This window comes from Burkholderia sp. E168m15 (assembly GCF_016586105.1).
GTDB lineage: Bacteria > Pseudomonadota > Gammaproteobacteria > Burkholderiales > Burkholderiaceae > Burkholderia > Burkholderia orbicola.
In genome coordinates this window covers 11,967-32,142 of sequence record NZ_BCPO01000044.1, presented here as the reverse complement: position 1 = coordinate 32,142, position 20,176 = coordinate 11,967, and the positions used below count along the sequence as shown (strand labels likewise).

The following is a 20,176-nucleotide window of genomic DNA, read 5'->3' as shown; positions in this document are numbered from 1 at the left end:
CAGCGCGAGCGTGATCGCGAGCGACAGCCCGCCGCCGATCAGCGCGGCGGCGGCCAGCGTCACGTGGCCCATCAGCGGCCACGTCGACAACGCGAACAGCGTGACGAGCCCCGCACCCTGCGTGACGCCGAGCACTTCGGGGCCCGCGAGCGGATTGCGCACGACGCTCTGCATCGCGACGCCGCTGACCGCCAGCAACGCGCCGGCGAGCAACGCGCACAGCAGGCGCGGCATGCGCAGGTCGATCAGCATCCGCGCGAGCGCATCGTGACCGGACAGCGCCGCCGACCAGCGCGCGGGCGACAGCCATTCGGGGCCGGCGGACACGCCGACGAAAACCACCAGCCCGCCCGCCACGACGAACAACGCGGTGCGCAGCGGCCAGCCGAGCCGTTCGAGCCAGCCGACGAGCCGCGTCGAGCCGCCACCCGCCGCGCGTTCGGCATCCGCATGCAGCACGCCCGACCACGCGGCGCCGCGCCGGATCATCGCGAGCATCAACGGCGTGCCGACCAGCGCGATCGCGACGCCGGTCGACAGCGTCGCGTCGAGGCCCGACGCGAGCACCGCGCTGTCGGTGACCAGCACGAGCGCGCCGCCGGCGAGCGCCGACAGCGGCACCAGCACGCCGAGCCGCGCCGCACGCGCGCCACGCACCTGGCGCAGCAGGTTCGGCGCGACGAGGCCGACGTACGACAGCGGGCCCGCGATGCTGACGGCCACGCTCGTGAACGCGACCGCGACGATCGTCGCGGCGAGCCGCGTCGCATCGACGCGCACGCCGGCCGCGGCCGCCGCATCGTCGCCGAGCGTGAGCGGATTCAGCGGCCGGATCACGAACGGCAGCGCGGCGAGCGGCACGACGAGCCAGCGCGCGGCGAGCGCGAGGCCCGTCGCGCCCGGCTGGTACAGGCTGCCGTTGGTCCACAGCGCGGCGCCCGCGATGTTCTGCTCGAAGAACGCGAGCACCAGTGTCGACAGCGCGGCGAACAGCAGCATGCATACGCTGCCCGCGAGCACGAGCCGCAACGGCGTCGCGCGCCAGCCGCCCGCCGCGACGATCGCGCACGCGGCCGCGACGAGCCCGCACACGAACAGCAGCGGCACCGTCGCGACGCCCGCCAGCGCCGGCACCAGCATCGCCGCGAGCAGGCCGAGCTGGGCGCCACCCGTCACGCCGAGCAGGTCGGGCGACGCGAGCGGATTGCGCGTGAGCGACTGGAACAGCGCGCCGGCGATGCCGAGGCAGCCGCCCGCGACGAGCGCGGCCGCCACGCGCGGCAGATTGAGGTCGAACAGGAACACGTGCGCGAGCGACGCGGCATCGCTGCCGGGCGCCGCGTCCCACCACACGCGCAGATCGGGGGCGATCCGCAGCGCCGCGAGCAGCGCGATCAACGCGACGAGGCCGAACGCGATCGCGCCGGCCCGCCCGCGGGTCGCCCCTCTGCCCGCCGCCGCGAGGCGCTTGCGCATCGCGAACGTCGTCATACGGCGAGATCCCGATCGAACACGCCGGCCGCCTGCGGCGCGCCGTCGGTCGACGGCCCGTAGGCCGGCACGCACATCGGCGCGCCCGTCTGCGGATGCGCGAGCTTCAGCATCTCGACGCCGAATGCCGCGCGCAGGCGCGCCGGGTCGAGCATCGCGTCGGGCGTGCCCTGCGCGACGAGGCGGCCCGCGCGCATCAGCACGATCTCGTCGCTGTACGCGGCCGCCTGGTTCAGGTCGTGCAGCACCCACACGATCGTCAGGCCGCGCGCGCGGTTCAGCGTACGCAGCGCATCGAGGATGTCGAGCTGGTGATGAATGTCGAGATAGGTCGTCGGTTCGTCGAGCAGCACGATCGGCGCCTGCTGCGCAAGCGCCATCGCGATCCACGCGCGCTGGCGTTCGCCGCCCGACAGCGCACCGACGTCGCGCTCCGCGTCGCCCGCGAGGCCGCTCGTGTCGAGCGCCTCGTCGATCGCCGCCTGATCGGCGCGCGACAGGCCGCGCAGGAAGCCTCCGTACGCATAGCGTCCGTACGCGACGAGCTCGCGCACGGTGAGGCCCGACGGAATCTGGTTGAACTGCGCGAGCATCGTCAGCTCGCGCGCGAGCGCGCGACGGCGAAACGACGCGAGCGGCTGGCCGTTCACTTCGACATGGCCGGCACGCGCGGGCTGCAGGCCCGCAAGCGTGCGCAGCAGCGTGCTCTTGCCGCAGCCGTTCGGTCCGCACAGCGCGGTTACGCGGCCGGCCGCGATCGACAGGTCCAGCCCGTCGATCACGACATGGTCGCGATATCCCACCGACAGCCCGCGCGCGGCAAGCGCGGCGGTACTACGCGTCATCAATCCTCCGTTCGGTCGCGCGGGACCGTGTAACTCTGCGCCATCGCGACGACGACCTTGCGCGGCCCCTCGAACGGGTCGCGGGCATGCGCGGTCAGCATGTTGTCGAGCATCAGCACGTCGCCGGTGCGCCACGGGAACACGATGCGCTGCTGGTCGAGCACGCCGCGGATCTGCGCGAGCGCATCCGCCTCCAGCGGCTCGCCATCGCCGTAATACACGTTGCGCGGCACGTTCTCGAGCCCGACCGCGTCGACGAGCGCTTCCTGCATGTCGTCGTCGAGCGCCGACAGGTGAAACAGGTTCGCCTGGTTGAACCACACGCGCTCGCCGGTGCGCGGATGACGCGCGACGGCCTGGCAGCGTTCGCGCGTGCGCAGCAGCAGCTCGCCGTCGTCGTCGGTGCGCCACGCACATTCGATGCCGCGCGCCGCGCACATCCGCTCGACCTCGGCCGGCTCGTCGGTGCCGAACGACTGCTGCCACGGCAGATCGAGCCCCTGCCCGAAATTGCGCACGTACAGCAGCTCGCGTTTCTCGAAGCGCGCGACGAGCGCCGGATCGAGCGCGCGATACACGGCGCGGCTGTCCGCGATCGGCGTCGCCCCGCCCTTCGGCGCGGCCAGCGCGCAGTGGAACCAGATCCGCAGCGGCCATTCGCGCGTGTACGACTGCTCGTTGTGCAGCGGAATCGCGCGGTGCGGCGGGTATTCGGTCGACGTGTAGACCGCGCCTTCGACCTGGCTGCGCGGCGTCGACGCGTATTCATAGCCGATCAGCGGATCGCCGAACGAGGCCGCGAATTGCTGGAACGCGTCGATCGACGGCACGTGAAAGCCCGTGAACAGCACGCCGCCCGCCCGTTCGAGCGTGTCGGCCGCGATCTCGCGCGCCAGCGGCGCGACGTCGTCGATCGACATCCCGTCGCTGCCGCGCGGCGACACGACGGTGGGCAGCCCCGGCTCGATACGCAGGTCGTCGAGCGTCGGCAACGAAAGCAGGGTCATGCAACGTCCTCTTCAGGTGGTGCGCCGCACACGCGGCACAACGGGTCACGACGCGCGCGTCGCGCGCTCGCCGTCCATCGCGCGGCGCAGGCTCGCGGGGCGCATGTCGGTCCAGACGGTCTCGATGTGCGCGAGACAGTCGGCCTTCGGGCCGCTCACGCCGACCTCGCGCCAGCCGGCCGGCACGGGCCGGAACGTCGGCCAGATCGAATACTGTTCTTCGTCGTTGATGACGACCGTATAGACGAGATCGTCGGTGTCGGCGGAAGGCGTCGGGGCTTGCGTCATGATCGGAAATCGCTGGGCGGTTGAAGGAGGCGAAGCGGCGAATTCGGCCGCTCCTGTCTGATAGACGGTTGGCCGGCGCGTTTTTTTACCGCCGCCGCGCGCGGCCGCCCAGGAACACCGGGCACGCGACGCCGCGATGGCACGCATCGAGGCATTCCGCGCAGTGACGTTCCGCGTCGCGCACCATGAAATGCACGAGCGTCTGCGACACGTTCAGCGCGCGCGCCGCGGTCTGCAGCGTCTCCTCGCGCAGCCGCACCATCTCGAATGCCGCCCGGCTGCGCGCCGGCAGGTCGTCGAGCGCGGCCCACACGCGCCGCAGCGTATCGCGCGTCATCAGCGCGGCTTCCGGCGTCGGCTCGGGCGACGGCACGTCGTAGCCGTCGTCCTCTTCCGTGTGATAGACGTTTTCGAGGCTTTGCCGGCGGCACGCGTCGATCGACGCATTGCGCACCATCCGCGTCACGTACGCGACCGGCTGGCGCACCGCGTCCTGGTTCGGGAATTCGACGAGCTTCACGAACACGTCGTGCACGACGTCTTCCGCGCGGCTCGCGCAGCCGACGAAGCCGCGCGCGACGTTGACCAGCATCGCGCGATGCGAGATCAGCACGTCGAGCAGCGCGCCCTGCGCAGCGGGCTGGGACGCCCGGCGCGCACGCGGCGCGGCGCGCGGCGGCAGGTCCGGATAACTGCCGAGAAACGGGTTTGCCGCTGCCGCCGCCGGTCGGTCGAGCACTTCCGCCATGGCCATCGATCTGCTCCGTCAAATTCCGAGATAGCGCAATTTAACGTAAACGCAAATCATTCTCAATCCGATTACAGGATGTCCCTTTCGGTTGTCGGGATTTGTCTGAACAATTGCCGGAATCGTTGCCGGAGTGGACGCGTACGCGCCCGGGCCACGCGGACTGCCTTCACTTCGCCGACGCAGGCTTTCACGCTGCCGACGACGGGCTTGCACGTGTCATCGGCGGTAGCAACTTCTTACCACGTGAAATTTCGGGGGCTCGTACGATCGACTTGCCGTTTCCAAGGGAGAACAACATGAAATCCATCGTGTTATCCGCCGTCATGGTGGGCGCACTGTCGAGCGTGATGCTCACCGGCTGCGTCGCCTACCCTGGCCCGGCCGAAGTCACGATCGGCTGGCATGGCGATCGTTACTGGGACGGAAATCGCTACTGGGAGCGCCGCGACTGGGAAGCCCGGCATGCCGGCCCGCGTGACGACCGCCGCGACGATCGACGGGACGACTACCGGGACGACCGCCGCGACGAACCCCGGCCGCAGTGGTGATGCCGCTGCGCACCCTTGATCCATCATTGAACGACAGGACCTCGACATGAAGACGCTACTGAAAACCCTCACCGCCGCCGCCGTGGCCGCTGCCGTGCTCGTGCCGGCCATCGCCGAAGCGCATCCGCACCGCGTGTGTCACTTCGAGCATCACCATCACCGGGTGTGCCACTGGGTGCGTTGAGCATCGCGCGGCAGATGCGGGAAAGCGCCGGCACGCCGGCGCTTTTTCGTTTTGGCGGCTCGAATTGCGCGGGTGCCGCCGTATCGGGATTCACGCGCACGGCGTCGCGAGCGTCAGGCCGGTGCTGGTCGAAGCCAATCCTGCTTTCGCGAACGCGCCGCGCCATCCGTTCCCCGGATGGCGCGCCACGCGGATGGATGTGGCCCGGGCATCGCCCTCGATATCAATAGATGAACAACCGGATCGTCGCCGTCGCGTCGAACCGGCCGATCTTCGGCGGCCCGAACGACTTCAGCACCGCGTCCATCAATACGCTCTGGTTCATGACGTTGGACGGGAATTGCGCGAGGTTGAACTGTTCGTTGAACGGAATCGCCTTGCCCTGGCTGTCCTCGATGCCGATACCGAAATTGCTGTCCTTCGCGGGAACCAGCAAGCCGTTCTGAACCGGATAGCTCGTTTCGAAGTACCCGTCCACCCGCACCGCGACGTTGCACTTCTTGGTCAGCGACAGCGAAAAGCGCTTGCGCGGCACCGCCGGCAGGAAGCCGTTGCCGACCGCCTGCACCTGCCCGAAATTGACGATGCCCGGTTCGGGCGTCACGAGCACGTCGACGAAGCACGGCGTCGGCTTGAGGTTGCGCAGGCCGCTCAGGCGGTACTGGAAGCTCGTGCCGAACGCATTCAGCCCGAACTCGCCGTCGAACTGGAACACCGTATAGATATCGCTCGGCGGCTGGACCCAGTTGCCTCTTTTGCGCACGACGACCTGATAGTCGATGCTGATGCTTGTCCGCTGGCAACGCCCGCGGTCGAAGTCGTACCTGCTGCACGGCGGCACCGAATATCCGGTAAACACCCCGCCGCCGCGATTGCTGGTCTTGTCGAAATAATCGACGCCCTTGTAGCGGATGCCGATCTCGAGCCCCCATGCGGCCGGGTCCGTGCGATTCGGATTCGCGTAGAAGTAAATGTTGTCGACGACCTTCAGGCTGCCGGCATCACCCAGATCCTTGTAGCAATACCCCGACGTCGTGCGTACCGGCGACACCCAGATCACATAGCCGTCCGGCGCGTCGGTCGGATACGACGCCACGCCGCCGATCGGCTCGGTCAACGAGGTCGCGCCGCTGTTGGTCAGGCAGCGCAGCGCCCATGCGGGCTGCACCGCCGCGATCAGCACCGCGAGCACGACCCAGCGCAGCCACGCCGCGAGCGGCGACACGCGTTGTCTCGCGACCCCGCTCATTTCTTCACGCTCTTGCACGCACCGGCCTCGCACGCATACTCGACCGCCACCTGGCCGCCGTAGTCGTCGATATGCGTGACGAACAGCGTCGACGGCGTCGCGGCCTTGAACGGCACGTCGGCCGTGCTCATCGGGCTCACCATGACCGGCTCGATCGGCACCGGCGTCTTCTGCGCGCCCGCGCTCACGTCGACCACCGTCACGTGGTAAGGCGTCGGATTGTCGAACACCAGCTTGTGCGCGGCCGCATCCACCCGCAGCGTCATCGGCAGCGTCCAATCCTCGTCGCGCGCGGGCTGCACGGCCTTCGGCCGGTAGAACAGCTTCATCTGCGTGTGCAGCGCGATCTGCAGCGTGTTCGGCGTGTCGGTCTTCGGCGGCACTTCGCGGATGTTCAGGTAGAACACCGTTTCGCGATCGGCCGGCAGTTGCGTACCGGGCAGCTTCGCGATCCGCAGCACGTTGCGCTCGTTCGCCTCGACCCGCTGCAGCGGCGGCACGACCATCAGCGGCGACGTGATCTTGTTGCCGTTCGCATCTTCGAGCCACGACTGCACGAGATACGGATACGTCGTGCTCTTGTTGGTGATCGTCACGATCGCGGCCTGTTCGCCCTCGTTGAAGATCACGCGCGTGCGATCGGGCACGATCGCCGCATGGGCGGCGCCGGCAAGCAGCGCGCCGGCGGTGGCGAACGCACACAGCGCGCGCCGCGGGAGGGAAAGGGAAAAGGAATGCTTCATCGCTGGGTCCGTGAAATCATCGTTCGCCCCGCGCGGCCGCTGCATGCGACTCGCCGGGCGGCTGGCACGTCACCGGGATCGACGTGCCTTCGAGTTGAAGCTGGTTCGGCAATGCGTCGATCGTGCAGAGCGTCCGTTCGCCCGCCCGCACCGCCAGCGTGGATTTCGGCTGAACCTGAGTCAGGAACGCCGCACCGCCCTCGCCGACGATGCCGAGTTCCTTGCCGTTCGCCGCGTCCTGCACCGACGCCCCGAACGGCAGCGGCTTGCCGGCCGCATCGGTCAGCGTCAGGTACAGGTTGCTGCCGCGCGCGGCGGAAAACTTCACGAAGCCGATCGCGCCGTCGGTCAGCACCATGCGCTGGATCGGGTTCGTCACCTGCACTTCGAGCGGCAGCTTCTCGACGTTGACGGTCGCGTCGTACACGTTGTACGGCGAGATACCGTCGAGCACCGCGTAGCCGCGCGAATCGGTATGCGTGAGCGTGCCGGACAGCGGCACGTCGGGCACGCCGTCGGTCGACACCAGCAACCGTGTATCGCCCGCATTGCCGTTCGCGTGCGCGGACACGCCGTACTGCGTCGCGACGAACGAGCCGTCGACTTCGAGCGACGCGGCCGCATACGCATTGGCGAGCGTCGACGCCTGCGCGTTGAGCTGGTACGCCGACGTGCGCTGGCGGAAGCTCGCGTTCGCCGACGCGCGGCCGTCGGTCGCGCCCGCGTTGACCTGGTAGGTACGGCCGGCCGAATCGTCGTAGATGTAGCCGGCGTTCGCGCTGGTGCTACCGCTGCCCGTCGTCAGGTTCGACGTGACGGTGTGACGGCCGCCGATCGGCAGCGTCGCGGTGACCGAGAACTGGTTGCCGCTCGCGCCCGCGCTCTGCGTGCGGAATGCCGACACGCTCACGTTCAGGTTGCGCAGCGTGCCGATCGAGAACGCGCGCGTGAGCGTCAGGCCGACCCGCTGCTCGGACGAACGCGCCCAGTAGGTCGTCTGGTCGTACGAGAAATAGGTCGACGTGTCGCCGAAGCGCTTCGACAGCGTCGCCGAATAGCGCTGCTTGCTGTTGGCGAGGCCGTATGACGTCGGGTCGCCGGAGAACTGCGCGAAGTTCGTATATTCGCGCTCGGAGAAGCGGTAGCCGAAGAAGCGCACGTCGGCATCAAGCCCGTCGAAGTGCTTCGAATAGTTGATGCGGTACGAGTTGCCGTTGCGCGTCGCGCCGCTCCACCACAGCTTCGCCCGCGCGTGCGTCACGTCGGCCGACACCGCGCCGAACGCGCCGAAATCGCGGCCGACGCCGAGTGCGACCGACGTGTAGCCCGACGCGGCGATGAAGCCGCCATAGGCCGTGATGTCGAACGGCAGGCCGTACGCGATTTCGCCGAAGCCGAAGAAGGGCGTAATGCCGCCGCCACCGAACAGGCGCGGCTTGCCGACCGCCGCCTTGTAGCGCAACTGGCCGGTACGCGCGAGGAACGGCACGGCGGCCGTCGTCACCTGGAAGCGCTGCACGCTGCCGTCTTCTTCCTCGACCGCCACGTCGAGCGTGCCCTGCACGCTCGTGTTGATGTTCTGCAGCGCGAACGCGCCCGGCGACACGCGCGTCACGTACAGCACGCGGCCGGCCTGCGACACGGTCACGGTCGCGTTGGTGCGCGCGACGCCCGAGATCAGCGGCGCATAGCCGCGCAGCGACGGCGGCAGCATGCGGTCGTCGCTGCGGATCGACGCGCCCGTCAGCGCGAACGTATCGAAGATGTCGGAGGTCAGGTAGTCGTCGCCGAACGTCACCGTCGACTGGATCGACGGCAGCGCGCGAAACGCATAAAGCCGGCTGAAGCGGAACGTGCGATCCGCGTACGCCGTATTGCCCACGTTCGATTGCGCCTGGTAGTCGCCGCGAAAACGCCACGCATCCCAGTTCGCGCCAATCGTCCCGTAGGCCTGGATCGAATTCGTCTGCCCGCCGCCCGCCCCGAAGTTGCGGTTCGTGTTCGCGATCACGCGATAGTCGAGCATCGCGCCCGGAATGCCTTCGGACCACCGCGACGGCGGCAGGTAGGTCGAATCGGTGAACTCGAGCGCGGCCTGCGGAATCGTAATCTTGAGCCGCCCGTCGCTTTTCAGGTAACGCACGGTCGCGCCCTCGATCGCGCCGAGATCGACGCACCGCCCGCCCTGGAAGCGCGGCAGGTCCTTCGCGAGCGACGGCTTCAGCCCGAACTGGGCGACGAGTTCCGGCCGCAGGCACGGCTTGCCCGCGCCCGATGCATCGAGCGCAATGAACTCGATCGCTTGCAGCCCGTAGAACAGGTCGTTGACCTGCACGTCGAGCATGTACTCGCCGGGCAACGTGAAGTCCGGCTGCGAGAACTGCGACAGGTCGACGTTGCTCGTTCCGTCGATGTCGAGGAACGACGAATTGAATTCCGTCGCCTGGCTCTGGCTGCCGACGACCAGCACGGAGACGCAAAGGAAGGAATGTCTGATTCGCACGCGGCGCTACCGGGAGTCCAGGGAGAAGGAAACGGGAGGAAAGAGGCAGGAGGAAGGGATGCACGCATCCCTCCTCCGGTACGGACGCTTACTGGTAGCGGACCGTGAAGTTCGCGACGCCGTCGGCGGTACCCGGCGTCACGCCGGCTGCCGTCGCTTCGTACATCGCGGCGAAGCGCGCGGTGTTCGTGCCGTTCTGCAGCAGCGTCGGGGCCTTCTGCTCGGCGCCGTTGTCGAGGTATTCGCCCGACGCGGCTTGCAGGCGGATGCCGACGTTGGTGGCCGAACCGATCGTGGCGAGCAGCTTCGGCTGGCCGGCGCTCGACGTGCCCGTGAACGTGAAGTACGCGTTCTGCGCGATGCTGGTGTCGCAGTCGGTCAGCTTGATGTCGAACGACACCGGGTCCGACTTGTCGCCGGCTTGCTTGAACTTGTTGGTCGGCACCTTGCCGAGCTGCACGGTCTGGTTGACCGAGTTCGAGTCGATGCCGCATGCGCCCGCGACGATTTCGCCCGTGAAGTTGATCGTGCCGGTGCCCGCTGCGAAGGCCGAGGTGGACAGGGCCGCGAGTGCGACGGCGGACAGGATGGATTTTTTCATGACGTTTCCCGTAAGGAGTGCGATTGGAATGGACGACGTGGCGGACACAAACGGCAGCGCATGGTGGCTCCCGTCCGACACGAGGCGGCATTATCGAGATAACCGTGAAAGATTTCTGTAAATCATTGTCAAATGATTCTGACAATGTTCGATTCAGCCCTCTAAAACCTCATTCCTTCCCTTTAATTTTCAATCCAGGAATTTTTGTCCGCAGTCCTTTTTTATTTTCCGGAACCAATTGAAGATTAAGGGAATTTCTTGCCGATAATCGCCGCCATCCCGCTCTCCCTTGCCGGTATTGGCTTGTGCAGCCCCGCCACTCAAAAGACAAAACATTGTCCAACGCCGCCATCGTTGTCCGATTACAACGTGGATATCGATTCATTTTCAACTGACAGGAAATGAACGGCGACATTCATTCGATACGGATTTATCGCGCAAACGATTGCGAAAAGCATACAAACGTTTTACCGCGACATTTTGCCGCCGCCATTAATTCCAATACATTGATTAATTAGATCGTCAATTGCAGATATGCAGGCGCGGCCTCTGGAACGCGGCTGACATGCCGGATCGGGCGAGATGAAAAAGCGGAAGAAGTGCGGCACACGTTTGCGCCGACGGGCGGCACGATCGGTTTGCGGATGTGGATGCGGGTGCGGCGAAAGCCACCCTTTCGCGGTGCTGCTGGATGGGAACGCGACGAGCGGATGCGCTGAACAGCGAAAGGAAGCGCCGATGACGATCGGCGGTACGACGGGCAGCATGCCCTGTCGAAGCGGCGGTCGCACGTCGACGCGCGCGACCGCCGTCATGCCACCCGACACGCCGCGGCGTCGGGCGACGCATCGGCCGTCACGCGGAAGCCGCGGCCTCCGCCGTGGCCGGCGCCCAGCCGCCGCCGAGCGCGCGATACAGCGCGATCGCATTCGCCAGCCTGAGCTGCCTGAGCCGGATCAGCTCCTGCCCCGACTCGTACGTGCTGCGCTGCGCGTCGAGCAGTTCGAGATAGGTCGCGACACCACCCGCATAACGACGCTCCGCGAGCTTCAGCCGCGCGCCGTCCGCCGCATACACGTCCTGCTGCGCGGTCAGCTGCCGGTCGATCCAGTCGCGCGCGGCGAACGCATCGGCCACTTCGCGAAATGCGGTCTGCACTGCCTTCTCGTATTCGGCGACCGCAATGTCCTTGCGCGCGTGCGCAACGTCGAGGTTCGCGCGATTGCGTCCGCCCGCGAAGATCGGCAGCGTGATGCGCGGTGCGAACGTCCATACGCTCGTGCCGGCCGCGAACAGGTTCGAGAACGCGTCGCTCACCGAGCCGTAGTCGGTCGTCAACGCGATGCGCGGGAAGAACGCCGCGCGCGCCGCGCCGATGTTCGCGTTCGCGGCCTTCAGCCGCCCCTCGGCCTGCCGGATGTCCGGCCGCCGTTCGAGCAACTGGCTCGGCGCACCCGGCGCCACGGGCGCGATCGACAGCGTGTCAAGCGCGGTCGCGTCGTCGGGCACGTTGCGCGCGAAATCGCCCGCCAGCAGTTGCAGCGCGCGGACGGCCTGCGCATGCTCGCGCTGCAGCGCGGCTTGCGACGCGCGCGCGGACGCCACCAGCATCTCGGCCGAACGCAGCTCGATCGCGTCGCTCGTGCCGGCGGCATAGCGGCGTTGCGTGAGCGCGGCCATCCGCTCGCGCGCATCGAGCGTGCGCTGGGCGAGCGCCAGTTGCTCGTGCAACGATCGTTCGGAAACGTATGCGCCCGCCACTTCGGCGATCACGCCGATGCGGACCGTGCGCTGCGCATCGGCCGTCGCGAAATAGTCGGCGAGCGCCGCCTCGGACAGGCTGCGCACGCGGCCGAACAGGTCGAGCTCGTACGCGCTGACGCCGACACCCGCGCGATACAGCCCGCTGATCGCGCTTTCGCGCACGACCGGGTCGTACTGGCGCGCGCGTTCATAGCCGAGATTCGCATCGACCGACGGCATCCGGTCCGCGCGCTGCACGCCGTACAGCGCACGTGCCTCCTCGAGCCGGCCGGCGGCGATCCGTAGGTCGCGGTTGTTCGCGAGCGCCGCGTCGATCCACGCCTGCAGCGCCGGATCGGTGAAATACGCATGCCAGTCGTCGAGCAGCGCGGCATCCTGCGCGGTGGCCGGTTCGGCGGCCGGCGTCGTGCCGCCGTCGACCGGCGTATAGGTCGCCGGCACCGGCGCGGCCGGACGCTCGTAACGCGGCGCGAGCGAACACCCGGCGAGCGCGAGCGCGGCGGCCAGCGCGAGCGGTGCCCGCAGCGCGCCACGTGCATTCAGCGCAAACATCATGGTTGCGAACCCTCCATCGTCGTCGGCTGCGCCCCACCGCGCCGGCGCGGGCCGACGTCGAACAGGCGGCCGACGGTCACGAAAAACAGCGGGACGAGGAACACCGCGAGCACGGTCGCCGTGATCACGCCGCCGAGCACGCCGGTGCCGATCGCCATCTGCGCGCCGGACGCGGCGCCCGACGCGAACGCGAGCGGCAGCACGCCGACGCCGAACGCGAGCGACGTCATCACGATCGGCCGCAGCCGCAGGCGCGCGGCCTCGAGCGCGGCGTCGACGAGCGACATGCGCTGCGCGACGAGATCCTTCGCGACCTCGACGATCAGGATCGCGTTCTTCGCGGACAGCCCGATCGTCGCGATCAGTCCCACCTTGAAATAGATGTCGTTCGGCATCGCGCGCAGCGTCACGCCGAGCACCGCGCCGATCACGCCGAGCGGGACGACCAGCATCACCGCGAACGGAATCGACCAGCTCTCGTAGAGCGCCGCGAGCGCGAGGAACACGACGAGCACCGACAGCGCGAACAGCATCGGCGCCTGCGCGCCCGACAGCCGCTCCTCGAACGACTGCCCCGACCACGCATAGCCGATGCCGGCCGGCAGCTTCGCGGCGATCCGCTCGATCGCGCTCATCGCCTCGCCGCTGCTGTGGCCGGCCGCGGCCGAGCCGTTGATCGTGAACGACGGATAGCCGTTGTAGCGCGTGAGCTGCGGCGGCCCGAGCGTCCAGTGCAGCGTCGTGAACGCCGCGAGCGGCACCATCTCGCCGCGCGCGTTGCGCACGCGCAGCTTCTTCACGTCGTCCGGATCAAGCCGGTGCCGCCCGTCGGCCTGCACCATCACGCGCCGCACCTGCGTGCCGTGCATGAAGTCGCCGATATAGTCGGAGCCGAACATCACCGCGAGCGTCGTGTTGATCTCGTCCATCGACACGCCGAGCGCGGACGCCTTCGCGCGATCGATGTCGAGCTTCAGTTGCGGCGCGTCCTGCGTGCCCGCGAACATCAGGTCGGTGAGCGCGCGATCCTTGCCGCCCGCCGCGAGCAGTTGCTCGCGCGCGGCGCTGAACGTCGCGTAGTCGAGCCCGCCGCGGTTCTGCAGCCGGAAGTCGAAGCCGCTCGACGAACCGAGATCGGGCAGCGCCGGCGAGTTCATCGCGAACACCGTCGTGTTCGGCGTGCCCGCGAAGCGCTCGTTGATGCGCGCGACGATCGACTGCACGTGATCGCGCGTGGCCTTGCGTTCCTTCCAGTTCTTCAGCGTGACGAAGATCATCCCGCCGTTCGGCCCTTCGCCGTACAGGTTGAAGCCGCCGAGCGCATACGTATAGGCGGTCGGCTCGTCGCGACGGATGGCCGACTCGACCGCGCGCACGCTCTGCATCGTCTCCGCGAGCGGCGTGCCTTGCGGGCGAATCACCATCACCATGAAGTTGCCCTGGTCCTCGTCCGGCAGGAACGCGGTCGGCAGTTGCGTGAGCATCAGCGCGGCCGCCGCGGTCAGCGCGCCGTACACGACGAGCCAGCGCACCGGCTTCTTCAGCATCGCGCCGACCCGCGTCGCGTAGCGCTGCGTCGCCCGCGCGACGAAGCGGTTGAACCCGCCGAAGAAGCCGCGCTTCTCGTGATGGTCGCCCGACACCGGCTTGAGCAGCGTCGCGCACAGCGCGGGCGTCAGCGACAGCGCGAGGAACGCCGAGAAGCCGATCGACACCGCGAGCGACAGCGCGAACTGCCGGTAGATGTTGCCCACCGCGCCGCCGAAGAACGCCATCGGCACGAACACCGACGTCAGCACCACGGTGATCCCGACGATCGCGCCGCTGATCTGCTTCATCGCCTTGACGGTCGCGTCGTATGGCGCGAGCCCTTCCTCGACCATCAGCCGCTCGACGTTCTCGACGACGACGATCGCGTCGTCGACGAGGATGCCGATCGCGAGCACCATCCCGAACATCGTCAGCACGTTGATCGAGAAGCCGGCCGCATACATCACGCCGAACGTGCCCGCGAGCGCGACCGGCACGACGAGCGTCGGAATCAGCGTCGCGCGCAGGTTCTGCATGAACAGGAACATCACGAGGAACACCAGCACGCCGGCCTCGATCAGCGTCGTGACGACCTTGTTCATCGACACGCGCACGAACGACGACGTCTCGTACGGGATCTGGTATTTCACGCCGGGCGGGAAGTACCTGGACAACTCGTCCATCGTCGCGCGCACGCGCTTCTCGGTGGACACCGCGTTCGAGCCCGGCGCGAGCTTGATGCCCATCCCGGTCGCGACCTTGCCGTTCACGTACGACGGATAGTTGTAGTCGTTGCCGCCGAACTCGATGCGCGCGACGTCGCGCAGGAACAATGCGGAGCCGTCGGGTTGCGCACGCAGCGCGATCGCCCCGAAATCGGCCGGCGTCTTCAGCGGTGCGTCCGCGAACACCGTCGCCGCGATCGGCGCGCTGTCCGGCACCGCGCTGCGGCCGATGTCGCCTATCGTCACGCGCGCGTTGTGCGCACGCACGGCCGATGCGATGTCCGACGCGGTGAGGCCGTGCCCGGCCAGCTTCACGGGGTCCGGCCAGATCCGCATCGCATATTCGGCGCCCCAGAACTGCACCTTGCCGACACCCTCGACGCGGCGCAGCGCCTGCACCACGTTCGCCGACGCGTATTCGCCGAGCTGCACGTCGGTCATCCGGCCGTCGTCGGAGGTCAGCGACACGACGAGCTGGATGTTGTCGGCGGCCTTCTCGACCTGGATGCCGTCGCGGCGCACCGGCTCGGGCAGGCGCGCATCGACCGTCTTCAGCCGGTTCTGCACTTCGACGGCCGCGAGATCGGCGTTCACGCCCTGCTTGAACGTCAGGTACAGCGATGCAGCCCCCGCGCTGCTCGTCGCGGACGTATACAGCAGCCCCGGCGCGCCGTTCATCTCGCGCTCGATCAGCGCGGTCACCGATTCCTCGACGACTTGCGCGGACGCGCCCGGATACGTCGCATAGATGCTGACGACGGGCGGCGCGATGTCCGGGTACTGCGCGACGGGCAGCGCGCGGATCGCGAACAGGCCGCCCAGCATGATGAAGATGGCGATCACCCACGCGAAGACGGGGCGATCGATGAAGAAACGTGCCATGTTGGTTTGAACCGGTCAGGTTTGACGGGCGGCCGCCTGCGAAGCGGCCGCTGCCGGCGCCGCCTTCGACGGCGGCGCTTTTTCGACGGGCTTGACGGCCGTATCGGGCGCGAACTGCGCGGCGTCGTCGACGATCACGCGCTCGCCGCCCGCGAGGCCGCGCGTGATGCGCCAGTCACGGCCGCTCATCTGGTCGGCCGTGACCTCGACGTCCTTGACCTTGCCGTTCGCGCCGACGACCCGCACCGACGTCCGGTCGGCGGTGCGCAGCAGCGCGTCGCGCGGCACCAGGATCGCCCGCTGGTCGACCGCCGTGTCGAGCGCGATCCGCACGTACGCGCCCGGCAGCAGCTCGCGCTCCGGATTGGGGAACAGCGCGCGCATCGCGACGGTGTCGGTGGTCGGATCGACCGCGAGATCGCTGAACAGCAGCTTGCCCTTCAGCGGATACGCGGTGCCGTCGGCGCGCAGCAGCGTCACCGCGACGTCGTGCTGCGCGATGCCCGTCGCGCGCCCGCTCTTCACCGCGCGACGCAAGGCGTCGACGTCGGCGGCCGGCTGCGAGAAGTTCACGTAGATCGGATCGAGCTGCTCGACGGTCGTGAGCGGCGTCGCCTGGTCCTGGCCGACGAGCGCGCCCTCGGTCACGAGCGCGCGCCGTGCGCGGCCCGCGATCGGCGCGGTGACGGTCGCGTAATCGAGCTGCAACTGCGCGCGCGCGAGTTCGGCCTTCGCGGATGCCACCTCGGCCTTCGCCTGCGTATCGGCCGCGACGGCTTCGGTATGGTCGCGCTCGCTCACCGCGCGGTCGCGCACGAGATCGTCGTAACGGCGGCGCTTGTCGGTCGCCGCGAGCGCGGCGGCCTGCGCCTTCGCGAGCGCGCCCTGCGCGGCGTCGCGTGCGGCCTTCAGCGGCGCAGGATCGATGCGGAACAGCACCGCGCCCTGCTTCACTTCCTGGCCTTCCTCGTAGGTGCGTGCGATGACGATGCCCGCGACCCGCGCGCGGACTTCCGCCTGCCGGTAGGCGTCGAGCCGGCCCGGCAGTTCGACAGTCATCGGCACGGCCGTCGGGCGCACCGTCACGACGGTGGCCTGCTTCGCGGTCTCCGGCGCGGCATCCTTGTCGCCCTTTCCGCATCCGGCCACGGCCAACAGGGCCGCGAGCGCGAACGGCGCCAGCCGCATGCGGCGCCACTGGGTGCGTTTGTTATTCATGTTCTGACCTCGGATCATTCGCCGCCGATACAATGCGGCGGCTCAGGGTGGCCGATTATAATCAGTCACGACTGATTAAATACGCGCGCTTTCAATCTGGCTGACACACTGTCTCAATAAAACGACAGCGAACTGTAAGGAATTTCACGACATGGCCCGCAAGACCCGGGAAGAATCGCTCGCCATCAAGCACCGGATCCTCGACGCCGCCGAGCTCGTGCTGCTCGAAAGAGGCGTCGCGCAAACCGCGATGGCGGACCTCGCCGAGGCCGCCGGGATGTCGCGGGGCGCCGTCTACGGCCACTACCGCAACAAGATGGAAGTGTGTCTGGCGATGTGCGACCGCGCGTTCGCGCGCACGTCGGAAGGGTTCGACGCGGGCGACGGCCTGCCGCCGTTCGCGACGCTGCGGCGTGCCGCGTCGCACTATCTGCAGGAATGCGGCGAGCCTGGCCCGATGCAGCGCGTGCTCGTGATTCTCTATACGAAGTGCGAGCAAAGCGAGGAGAACGGCGCGCTGCAGCGGCGCCGCATGCTGCTCGAGCTGCAGATGCTGCGGATCACGAAGGCGCTGCTGCGTCGCGCGATCGCCGCCGGCGAACTTGCCGTCGATCTCGACGTGCACCTCGCCGCCGTCTATCTCGTGTCGCTGCTCGAAGGCGTGTTCGCGTCGATGATCTGGACCAACCGGTTGCGCGGCAACCTGTGGAACGACGCCGAGGCGATGCTCGACGCCGGCTTCGACGCCGTGCGCACCTCCGCCGCTCTGCGCCGACGCGCGCAAAAATTGCCGGACTGACGAGAATCGTCGTAACAAATGCTGATTTAACCCGACTTACCGCACTGCGAAACGAACGAGCTGACCCTCTTTAAAATTTTTAACGTTTCGCGGAACATCGGTAGACTGACGCTGTCATCTTTCTTTAGCGTCTTCGTGATAACCGGGTTCGACCCGGTATGCACGCCGCCGTTCGAAGCGGGCACTGCCCCGCAGGTTGGGTCGAACGGAAACGACACAGGCCCCTGGCGGGGCCTGTTTTGTTGCACGCCCGCCGCCCGCCCCGTCGCCGTTTGACGGTGCGCCGCCGGCGGCCCCCGCCCACACCCCTTTGAACCGCTTTCCTGGATGTGGACACCTTGGTCAAGTCCGTCGCAACCCCTGATGCCGTCGCACCCGGTCGCGCGCAGCGCGTCGTGCGCACGCTCGTGCCGGCCGCCGTGCTCGGCGCCCTCGCCGCATTCGGCCTCGCCGCCGCGTTGCCGGCCGTGTCGCAACTGCCGGGCGCCGTCGATTCAGGCACGGCCGCGCTGCCGCAGCGCGTGCTGTCCGATACGCCGTTTCCCACCGCGCAGCATTTCGTGACGAGCGAGCTCGCCCGCACGATCGGCGAGCGCAACGAACACCTCGATCGCAATGACCGCAGTGTGCAGCCGGGCCTGTTCGCGCCGCTCAGCGCGCATCGCAACGACATGCTCGGCTATACGAGCCTGTTTCAGTTCGCGGCGCCCGACCACCAGCAAGGCATGCGCGCGGGCGACATCGAACTCACGCTGTCCGATACGCTGAACCGTCTCGACGTGCCGCCCGAAGTGCGCATCCAGCTCGGCGATCTCGTCACCGGCAAGGTCGCGATGCGCGCGAGTGCGCAGCGCGGCGACTATTACCGCGTCGCGTTCGACACGAACGACGGCACGCCGCGCCTCACCGCGCTCGAGCTGCGCGTCGCCGGCCGCACGTTCGGCGCGATCTGGTTCCGCGCGCCGGGCGCCGAGCACGGTGCGTACTACGCGCTCGACGGCTCGCCGCTCGAAGCCGCCGCATTCACGATGCCGGTCAAGTGGACGCGTATCAGTTCGTTCTTCGGCGAGCGCATCCATCCGCTGTCGCAGGCGATGGCGTTTCATACGGGCGTCGATCTCGCCGCACCGAGCGGCACGCCGGTCGATGCGGCCGCCGACGGCGTCGTGTCGTTCGTCGGCACCGATCCGGGCGGCTATGGGCGCTATGTGATCGTCGATCATGCGGATGGCTATTCGACCTACTACGCGCACCTGTCCGCGTTCGCTCGCGGGCTCAAGACCGGCGAAACGGTGAAGCAGGGGCAACGTATCGGCTCGGTCGGGATGACGGGCGCGGCGACCGGCCCGCACCTGCATTTCGAGGTGCGGGTCGCGAACGATCCGGTCGACCCGCTCGTCACGCTGGCCAGCGCGCAGAGGGCGCTGTCGGACATGCAGCTCACCGCGTTCCGCCAGGAAGCCGCGCAATGGCGCTTGCACCTCGCATCGATCAGCACCACGCCGTTCGCGTTCGCGCAGAACGACGGCCCGCTGTGGGGCGATTTCGCGACCGGCCCGTCGACGCTGCGCGCGGTGTTCGATACGCACTACAGCGCGTCCTGACGCTGACGTCCTGAAGCGTCCGGGCACCTCAGCCTCATCGGCACCACCGCACGCGTCGCCGCTCGAATGACGGCGACGCAGCCCGCTGCGGATGGTCGCACATCATCCATCTTCATCACTGAAGCACACGCACGCCTCGCACGCGTGCTCGCCGGCCCACCGTTACCGCGCGGGTTCCGTGCGTTCGGCCGTCGCCTGCGCCGCACGTTGCGTGCGCGGCCCCCGCGACAGCAACCACCGCGCTCCTCCATCGAGCGACGTGCACAGCACCAGATAGATCAGCGCGACGAACAGGAAGATCGGCGCCGGATACACCATCAGCCGGTTGTTCACCTGCGTTGCGATGAACGACAGCTCCGGCACGCCGACGATATACGCGAGCGACGTGTCCTTCACGAGCGCGACCCACTGGTTGACGAACGACGGCGTCATGATCCGGATCGCCTGCGGCAGCAGCACGTAGCGCACCGTCTGCCAGCGCGTGAGCCCGAGCGACAGCCCGGCCTGCCATTGACCGTCGCCCGCCGCGACGATCCCCGCATGCACCGCATGCGCGAGATACGCGCCGCCGATCAGCGCCAGCGCGCACACGACCGTCGCGAGCCCCGGCACATCCATGTGCAACAGCACGGGCATCAGGAAATACGTCCAGAAGATCAGCATCAGCACCGGAATCGCGCGGAAGAAGCCGATGAACGCGAGCAGCAGCACACGCGCCGGGCCGCGCGCCAGCGCCATCGCGATGCCGAGCGCCACGCCGAGCACGGCCGACGCGATCGCGGATGCAAGCGCCAGCACCAGCGACAGCGCGGCGCCGCCGAGCGGGCCGTCCGGAAACGCGCCGACGAGCAGGTACGGCAGGTTCGAAAGCAGCAGCGAAAGGTCCATC

The 20,176-nt window shown here is 68.2% G+C and carries 18 protein-coding genes; 4 read left to right on the top strand and 14 right to left on the bottom strand.

Annotated features, from left to right (window positions below; all coding sequences use genetic code 11):
- The 5 genes from JMF86_RS07955 to JMF86_RS07935 all read right to left on the bottom strand — a co-directional run.
- On the bottom strand, nucleotides 1–1,491 hold a 1,491-nt coding region (locus JMF86_RS07955; protein ID WP_201316926.1), incomplete at its 3' end, for an iron chelate uptake ABC transporter family permease subunit.
- Nucleotides 1,488–2,336 carry an ABC transporter ATP-binding protein gene (locus JMF86_RS07950; protein WP_053526398.1) on the bottom strand — a complete coding sequence of 283 codons (849 nt, stop codon included), beginning with the start codon at nucleotides 2,334–2,336 and terminating at the stop codon, nucleotides 1,488–1,490. The genes JMF86_RS07950 and JMF86_RS07955, both read right to left, overlap by 4 nt.
- Nucleotides 2,336–3,343, bottom strand: a complete 1,008-nt coding sequence (locus JMF86_RS07945) for a TauD/TfdA family dioxygenase (protein ID WP_054927803.1) — start codon at nucleotides 3,341–3,343, stop codon at nucleotides 2,336–2,338. The genes JMF86_RS07950 and JMF86_RS07945 overlap by 1 nt, the downstream gene beginning before the upstream one ends.
- Nucleotides 3,344–3,388: 45 nt before the next feature.
- On the bottom strand, nucleotides 3,389–3,631 hold the full coding sequence (locus JMF86_RS07940; protein WP_006476052.1) for an MbtH family NRPS accessory protein: 243 nt from the start codon (nucleotides 3,629–3,631) through the stop codon (nucleotides 3,389–3,391).
- An 85-nt stretch (nucleotides 3,632–3,716) separates the two neighbouring features.
- Entirely contained in the window at nucleotides 3,717–4,385 is a 669-nt protein-coding gene (locus JMF86_RS07935; protein ID WP_027812956.1) for an RNA polymerase factor sigma-70, read from the bottom strand.
- Nucleotides 4,386–4,678: 293 nt separating this feature from the next.
- Between JMF86_RS07935 and JMF86_RS07930 the strand changes: the two genes are divergently transcribed.
- Nucleotides 4,679–4,930: a hypothetical protein gene (locus tag JMF86_RS07930; protein ID WP_054927802.1), complete on the top strand. Its 252-nt coding sequence runs from the start codon at nucleotides 4,679–4,681 to the stop codon at nucleotides 4,928–4,930.
- Nucleotides 4,931–4,976: 46 nt separating this feature from the next.
- Entirely contained in the window at nucleotides 4,977–5,114 is a 138-nt protein-coding gene (locus tag JMF86_RS07925) for an HHHH-motif protein (RefSeq protein ID WP_011545368.1), read from the top strand.
- Between the two features lie 223 nt (nucleotides 5,115–5,337).
- On the opposite strand, the gene JMF86_RS07920 is transcribed toward JMF86_RS07925, so the two are convergent.
- The 8 genes from JMF86_RS07920 to JMF86_RS07885 all read right to left on the bottom strand — a co-directional run bounded on the left by JMF86_RS07920 (nucleotide 5,338) and on the right by JMF86_RS07885 (nucleotide 16,884).
- Complete coding sequence (locus JMF86_RS07920; RefSeq protein WP_027812955.1) at nucleotides 5,338–6,363, bottom strand: fimbrial protein; 1,026 nt, start codon at nucleotides 6,361–6,363, stop codon at nucleotides 5,338–5,340.
- Nucleotides 6,360–7,106 carry a molecular chaperone gene (locus JMF86_RS07915; protein WP_054927817.1) on the bottom strand — a complete coding sequence of 249 codons (747 nt, stop codon included), beginning with the start codon at nucleotides 7,104–7,106 and terminating at the stop codon, nucleotides 6,360–6,362. Before JMF86_RS07915 ends, JMF86_RS07920 begins: the two co-directional genes overlap by 4 nt.
- Nucleotides 7,107–7,122: 16 nt before the next feature.
- A complete protein-coding gene (locus JMF86_RS07910) occupies nucleotides 7,123–9,576 on the bottom strand; it encodes a fimbria/pilus outer membrane usher protein (RefSeq protein ID WP_201316927.1) in 2,454 nt (817 codons plus the stop codon).
- Between the two features lie 121 nt (nucleotides 9,577–9,697).
- Entirely contained in the window at nucleotides 9,698–10,210 is a 513-nt protein-coding gene (locus tag JMF86_RS07905; RefSeq protein WP_011545365.1) for a fimbrial protein, read from the bottom strand.
- Between the two features lie 467 nt (nucleotides 10,211–10,677).
- Nucleotides 10,678–10,977 (bottom strand): hypothetical protein, encoded by a 300-nt coding sequence (locus JMF86_RS07900; RefSeq protein ID WP_226133410.1) that lies wholly within the window; start codon nucleotides 10,975–10,977, stop codon nucleotides 10,678–10,680.
- A gap of 88 nt (nucleotides 10,978–11,065) precedes the next feature.
- Nucleotides 11,066–12,526, bottom strand: a complete 1,461-nt coding sequence (locus tag JMF86_RS07895; protein ID WP_011545363.1) for an efflux transporter outer membrane subunit — start codon at nucleotides 12,524–12,526, stop codon at nucleotides 11,066–11,068.
- Nucleotides 12,526–15,666 (bottom strand): multidrug efflux RND transporter permease subunit, encoded by a 3,141-nt coding sequence (locus JMF86_RS07890; protein ID WP_201316925.1) that lies wholly within the window; start codon nucleotides 15,664–15,666, stop codon nucleotides 12,526–12,528. Before JMF86_RS07890 ends, JMF86_RS07895 begins: the two co-directional genes overlap by 1 nt.
- A 15-nt stretch (nucleotides 15,667–15,681) precedes the next feature.
- A complete protein-coding gene (locus JMF86_RS07885) occupies nucleotides 15,682–16,884 on the bottom strand; it encodes a MexX/AxyX family multidrug efflux RND transporter periplasmic adaptor subunit (RefSeq protein WP_011545361.1) in 1,203 nt (400 codons plus the stop codon).
- 151 nt (nucleotides 16,885–17,035) lie between these two features.
- Between JMF86_RS07885 and JMF86_RS07880 the strand changes: the two genes are divergently transcribed.
- Nucleotides 17,036–17,683, top strand: coding sequence for a TetR family transcriptional regulator (locus tag JMF86_RS07880; protein ID WP_011694295.1), 648 nt, complete (start codon nucleotides 17,036–17,038; stop codon nucleotides 17,681–17,683).
- Between the two features lie 338 nt (nucleotides 17,684–18,021).
- Nucleotides 18,022–19,287, top strand: coding sequence for a M23 family metallopeptidase (locus tag JMF86_RS07875; protein WP_011694294.1), 1,266 nt, complete (start codon nucleotides 18,022–18,024; stop codon nucleotides 19,285–19,287).
- A gap of 162 nt (nucleotides 19,288–19,449) precedes the next feature.
- Here the strand turns inward: JMF86_RS07875 and JMF86_RS07870 are convergent, their stop codons facing one another.
- Nucleotides 19,450–20,175, bottom strand: coding sequence for an amino acid ABC transporter permease (locus JMF86_RS07870; protein ID WP_011545358.1), 726 nt, complete (start codon nucleotides 20,173–20,175; stop codon nucleotides 19,450–19,452).
- Nucleotide 20,176 lies beyond the last annotated feature (1 nt).

Excerpts from the sequence above, each read along its gene's own strand:
- JMF86_RS07950 (WP_053526398.1), bottom strand. The coding sequence starts at position 2,336 with ATGACGCGTAGTACCGCCGCGCTTGCCGCGCGCGGGCTGTCGGTGGGA.
- JMF86_RS07870 (WP_011545358.1), bottom strand. The coding sequence starts at position 20,175 with ATGGACCTTTCGCTGCTGCTTTCGAACCTGCCGTACCTGCTCGTCGGC.
- JMF86_RS07945 (WP_054927803.1), bottom strand. The coding sequence starts at position 3,343 with ATGACCCTGCTTTCGTTGCCGACGCTCGACGACCTGCGTATCGAGCCG.
- JMF86_RS07935 (WP_027812956.1), bottom strand. The coding sequence starts at position 4,385 with ATGGCCATGGCGGAAGTGCTCGACCGACCGGCGGCGGCAGCGGCAAAC.
- JMF86_RS07920 (WP_027812955.1), bottom strand. The coding sequence starts at position 6,363 with ATGAGCGGGGTCGCGAGACAACGCGTGTCGCCGCTCGCGGCGTGGCTG.
- JMF86_RS07940 (WP_006476052.1), bottom strand. The coding sequence starts at position 3,631 with ATGACGCAAGCCCCGACGCCTTCCGCCGACACCGACGATCTCGTCTAT.
- JMF86_RS07930 (WP_054927802.1), top strand. The coding sequence starts at position 4,679 with ATGAAATCCATCGTGTTATCCGCCGTCATGGTGGGCGCACTGTCGAGC.
- JMF86_RS07880 (WP_011694295.1), top strand. The coding sequence starts at position 17,036 with ATGGCCCGCAAGACCCGGGAAGAATCGCTCGCCATCAAGCACCGGATC.
- JMF86_RS07890 (WP_201316925.1), bottom strand. The coding sequence starts at position 15,666 with ATGGCACGTTTCTTCATCGATCGCCCCGTCTTCGCGTGGGTGATCGCC.
- JMF86_RS07900 (WP_226133410.1), bottom strand. The coding sequence starts at position 10,977 with ATGCTGCCCGTCGTACCGCCGATCGTCATCGGCGCTTCCTTTCGCTGT.
- JMF86_RS07905 (WP_011545365.1), bottom strand. The coding sequence starts at position 10,210 with ATGAAAAAATCCATCCTGTCCGCCGTCGCACTCGCGGCCCTGTCCACC.
- JMF86_RS07915 (WP_054927817.1), bottom strand. The coding sequence starts at position 7,106 with ATGAAGCATTCCTTTTCCCTTTCCCTCCCGCGGCGCGCGCTGTGTGCG.
- JMF86_RS07895 (WP_011545363.1), bottom strand. The coding sequence starts at position 12,526 with ATGTTTGCGCTGAATGCACGTGGCGCGCTGCGGGCACCGCTCGCGCTG.
- JMF86_RS07925 (WP_011545368.1), top strand. The coding sequence starts at position 4,977 with ATGAAGACGCTACTGAAAACCCTCACCGCCGCCGCCGTGGCCGCTGCC.
- JMF86_RS07885 (WP_011545361.1), bottom strand. The coding sequence starts at position 16,884 with ATGAATAACAAACGCACCCAGTGGCGCCGCATGCGGCTGGCGCCGTTC.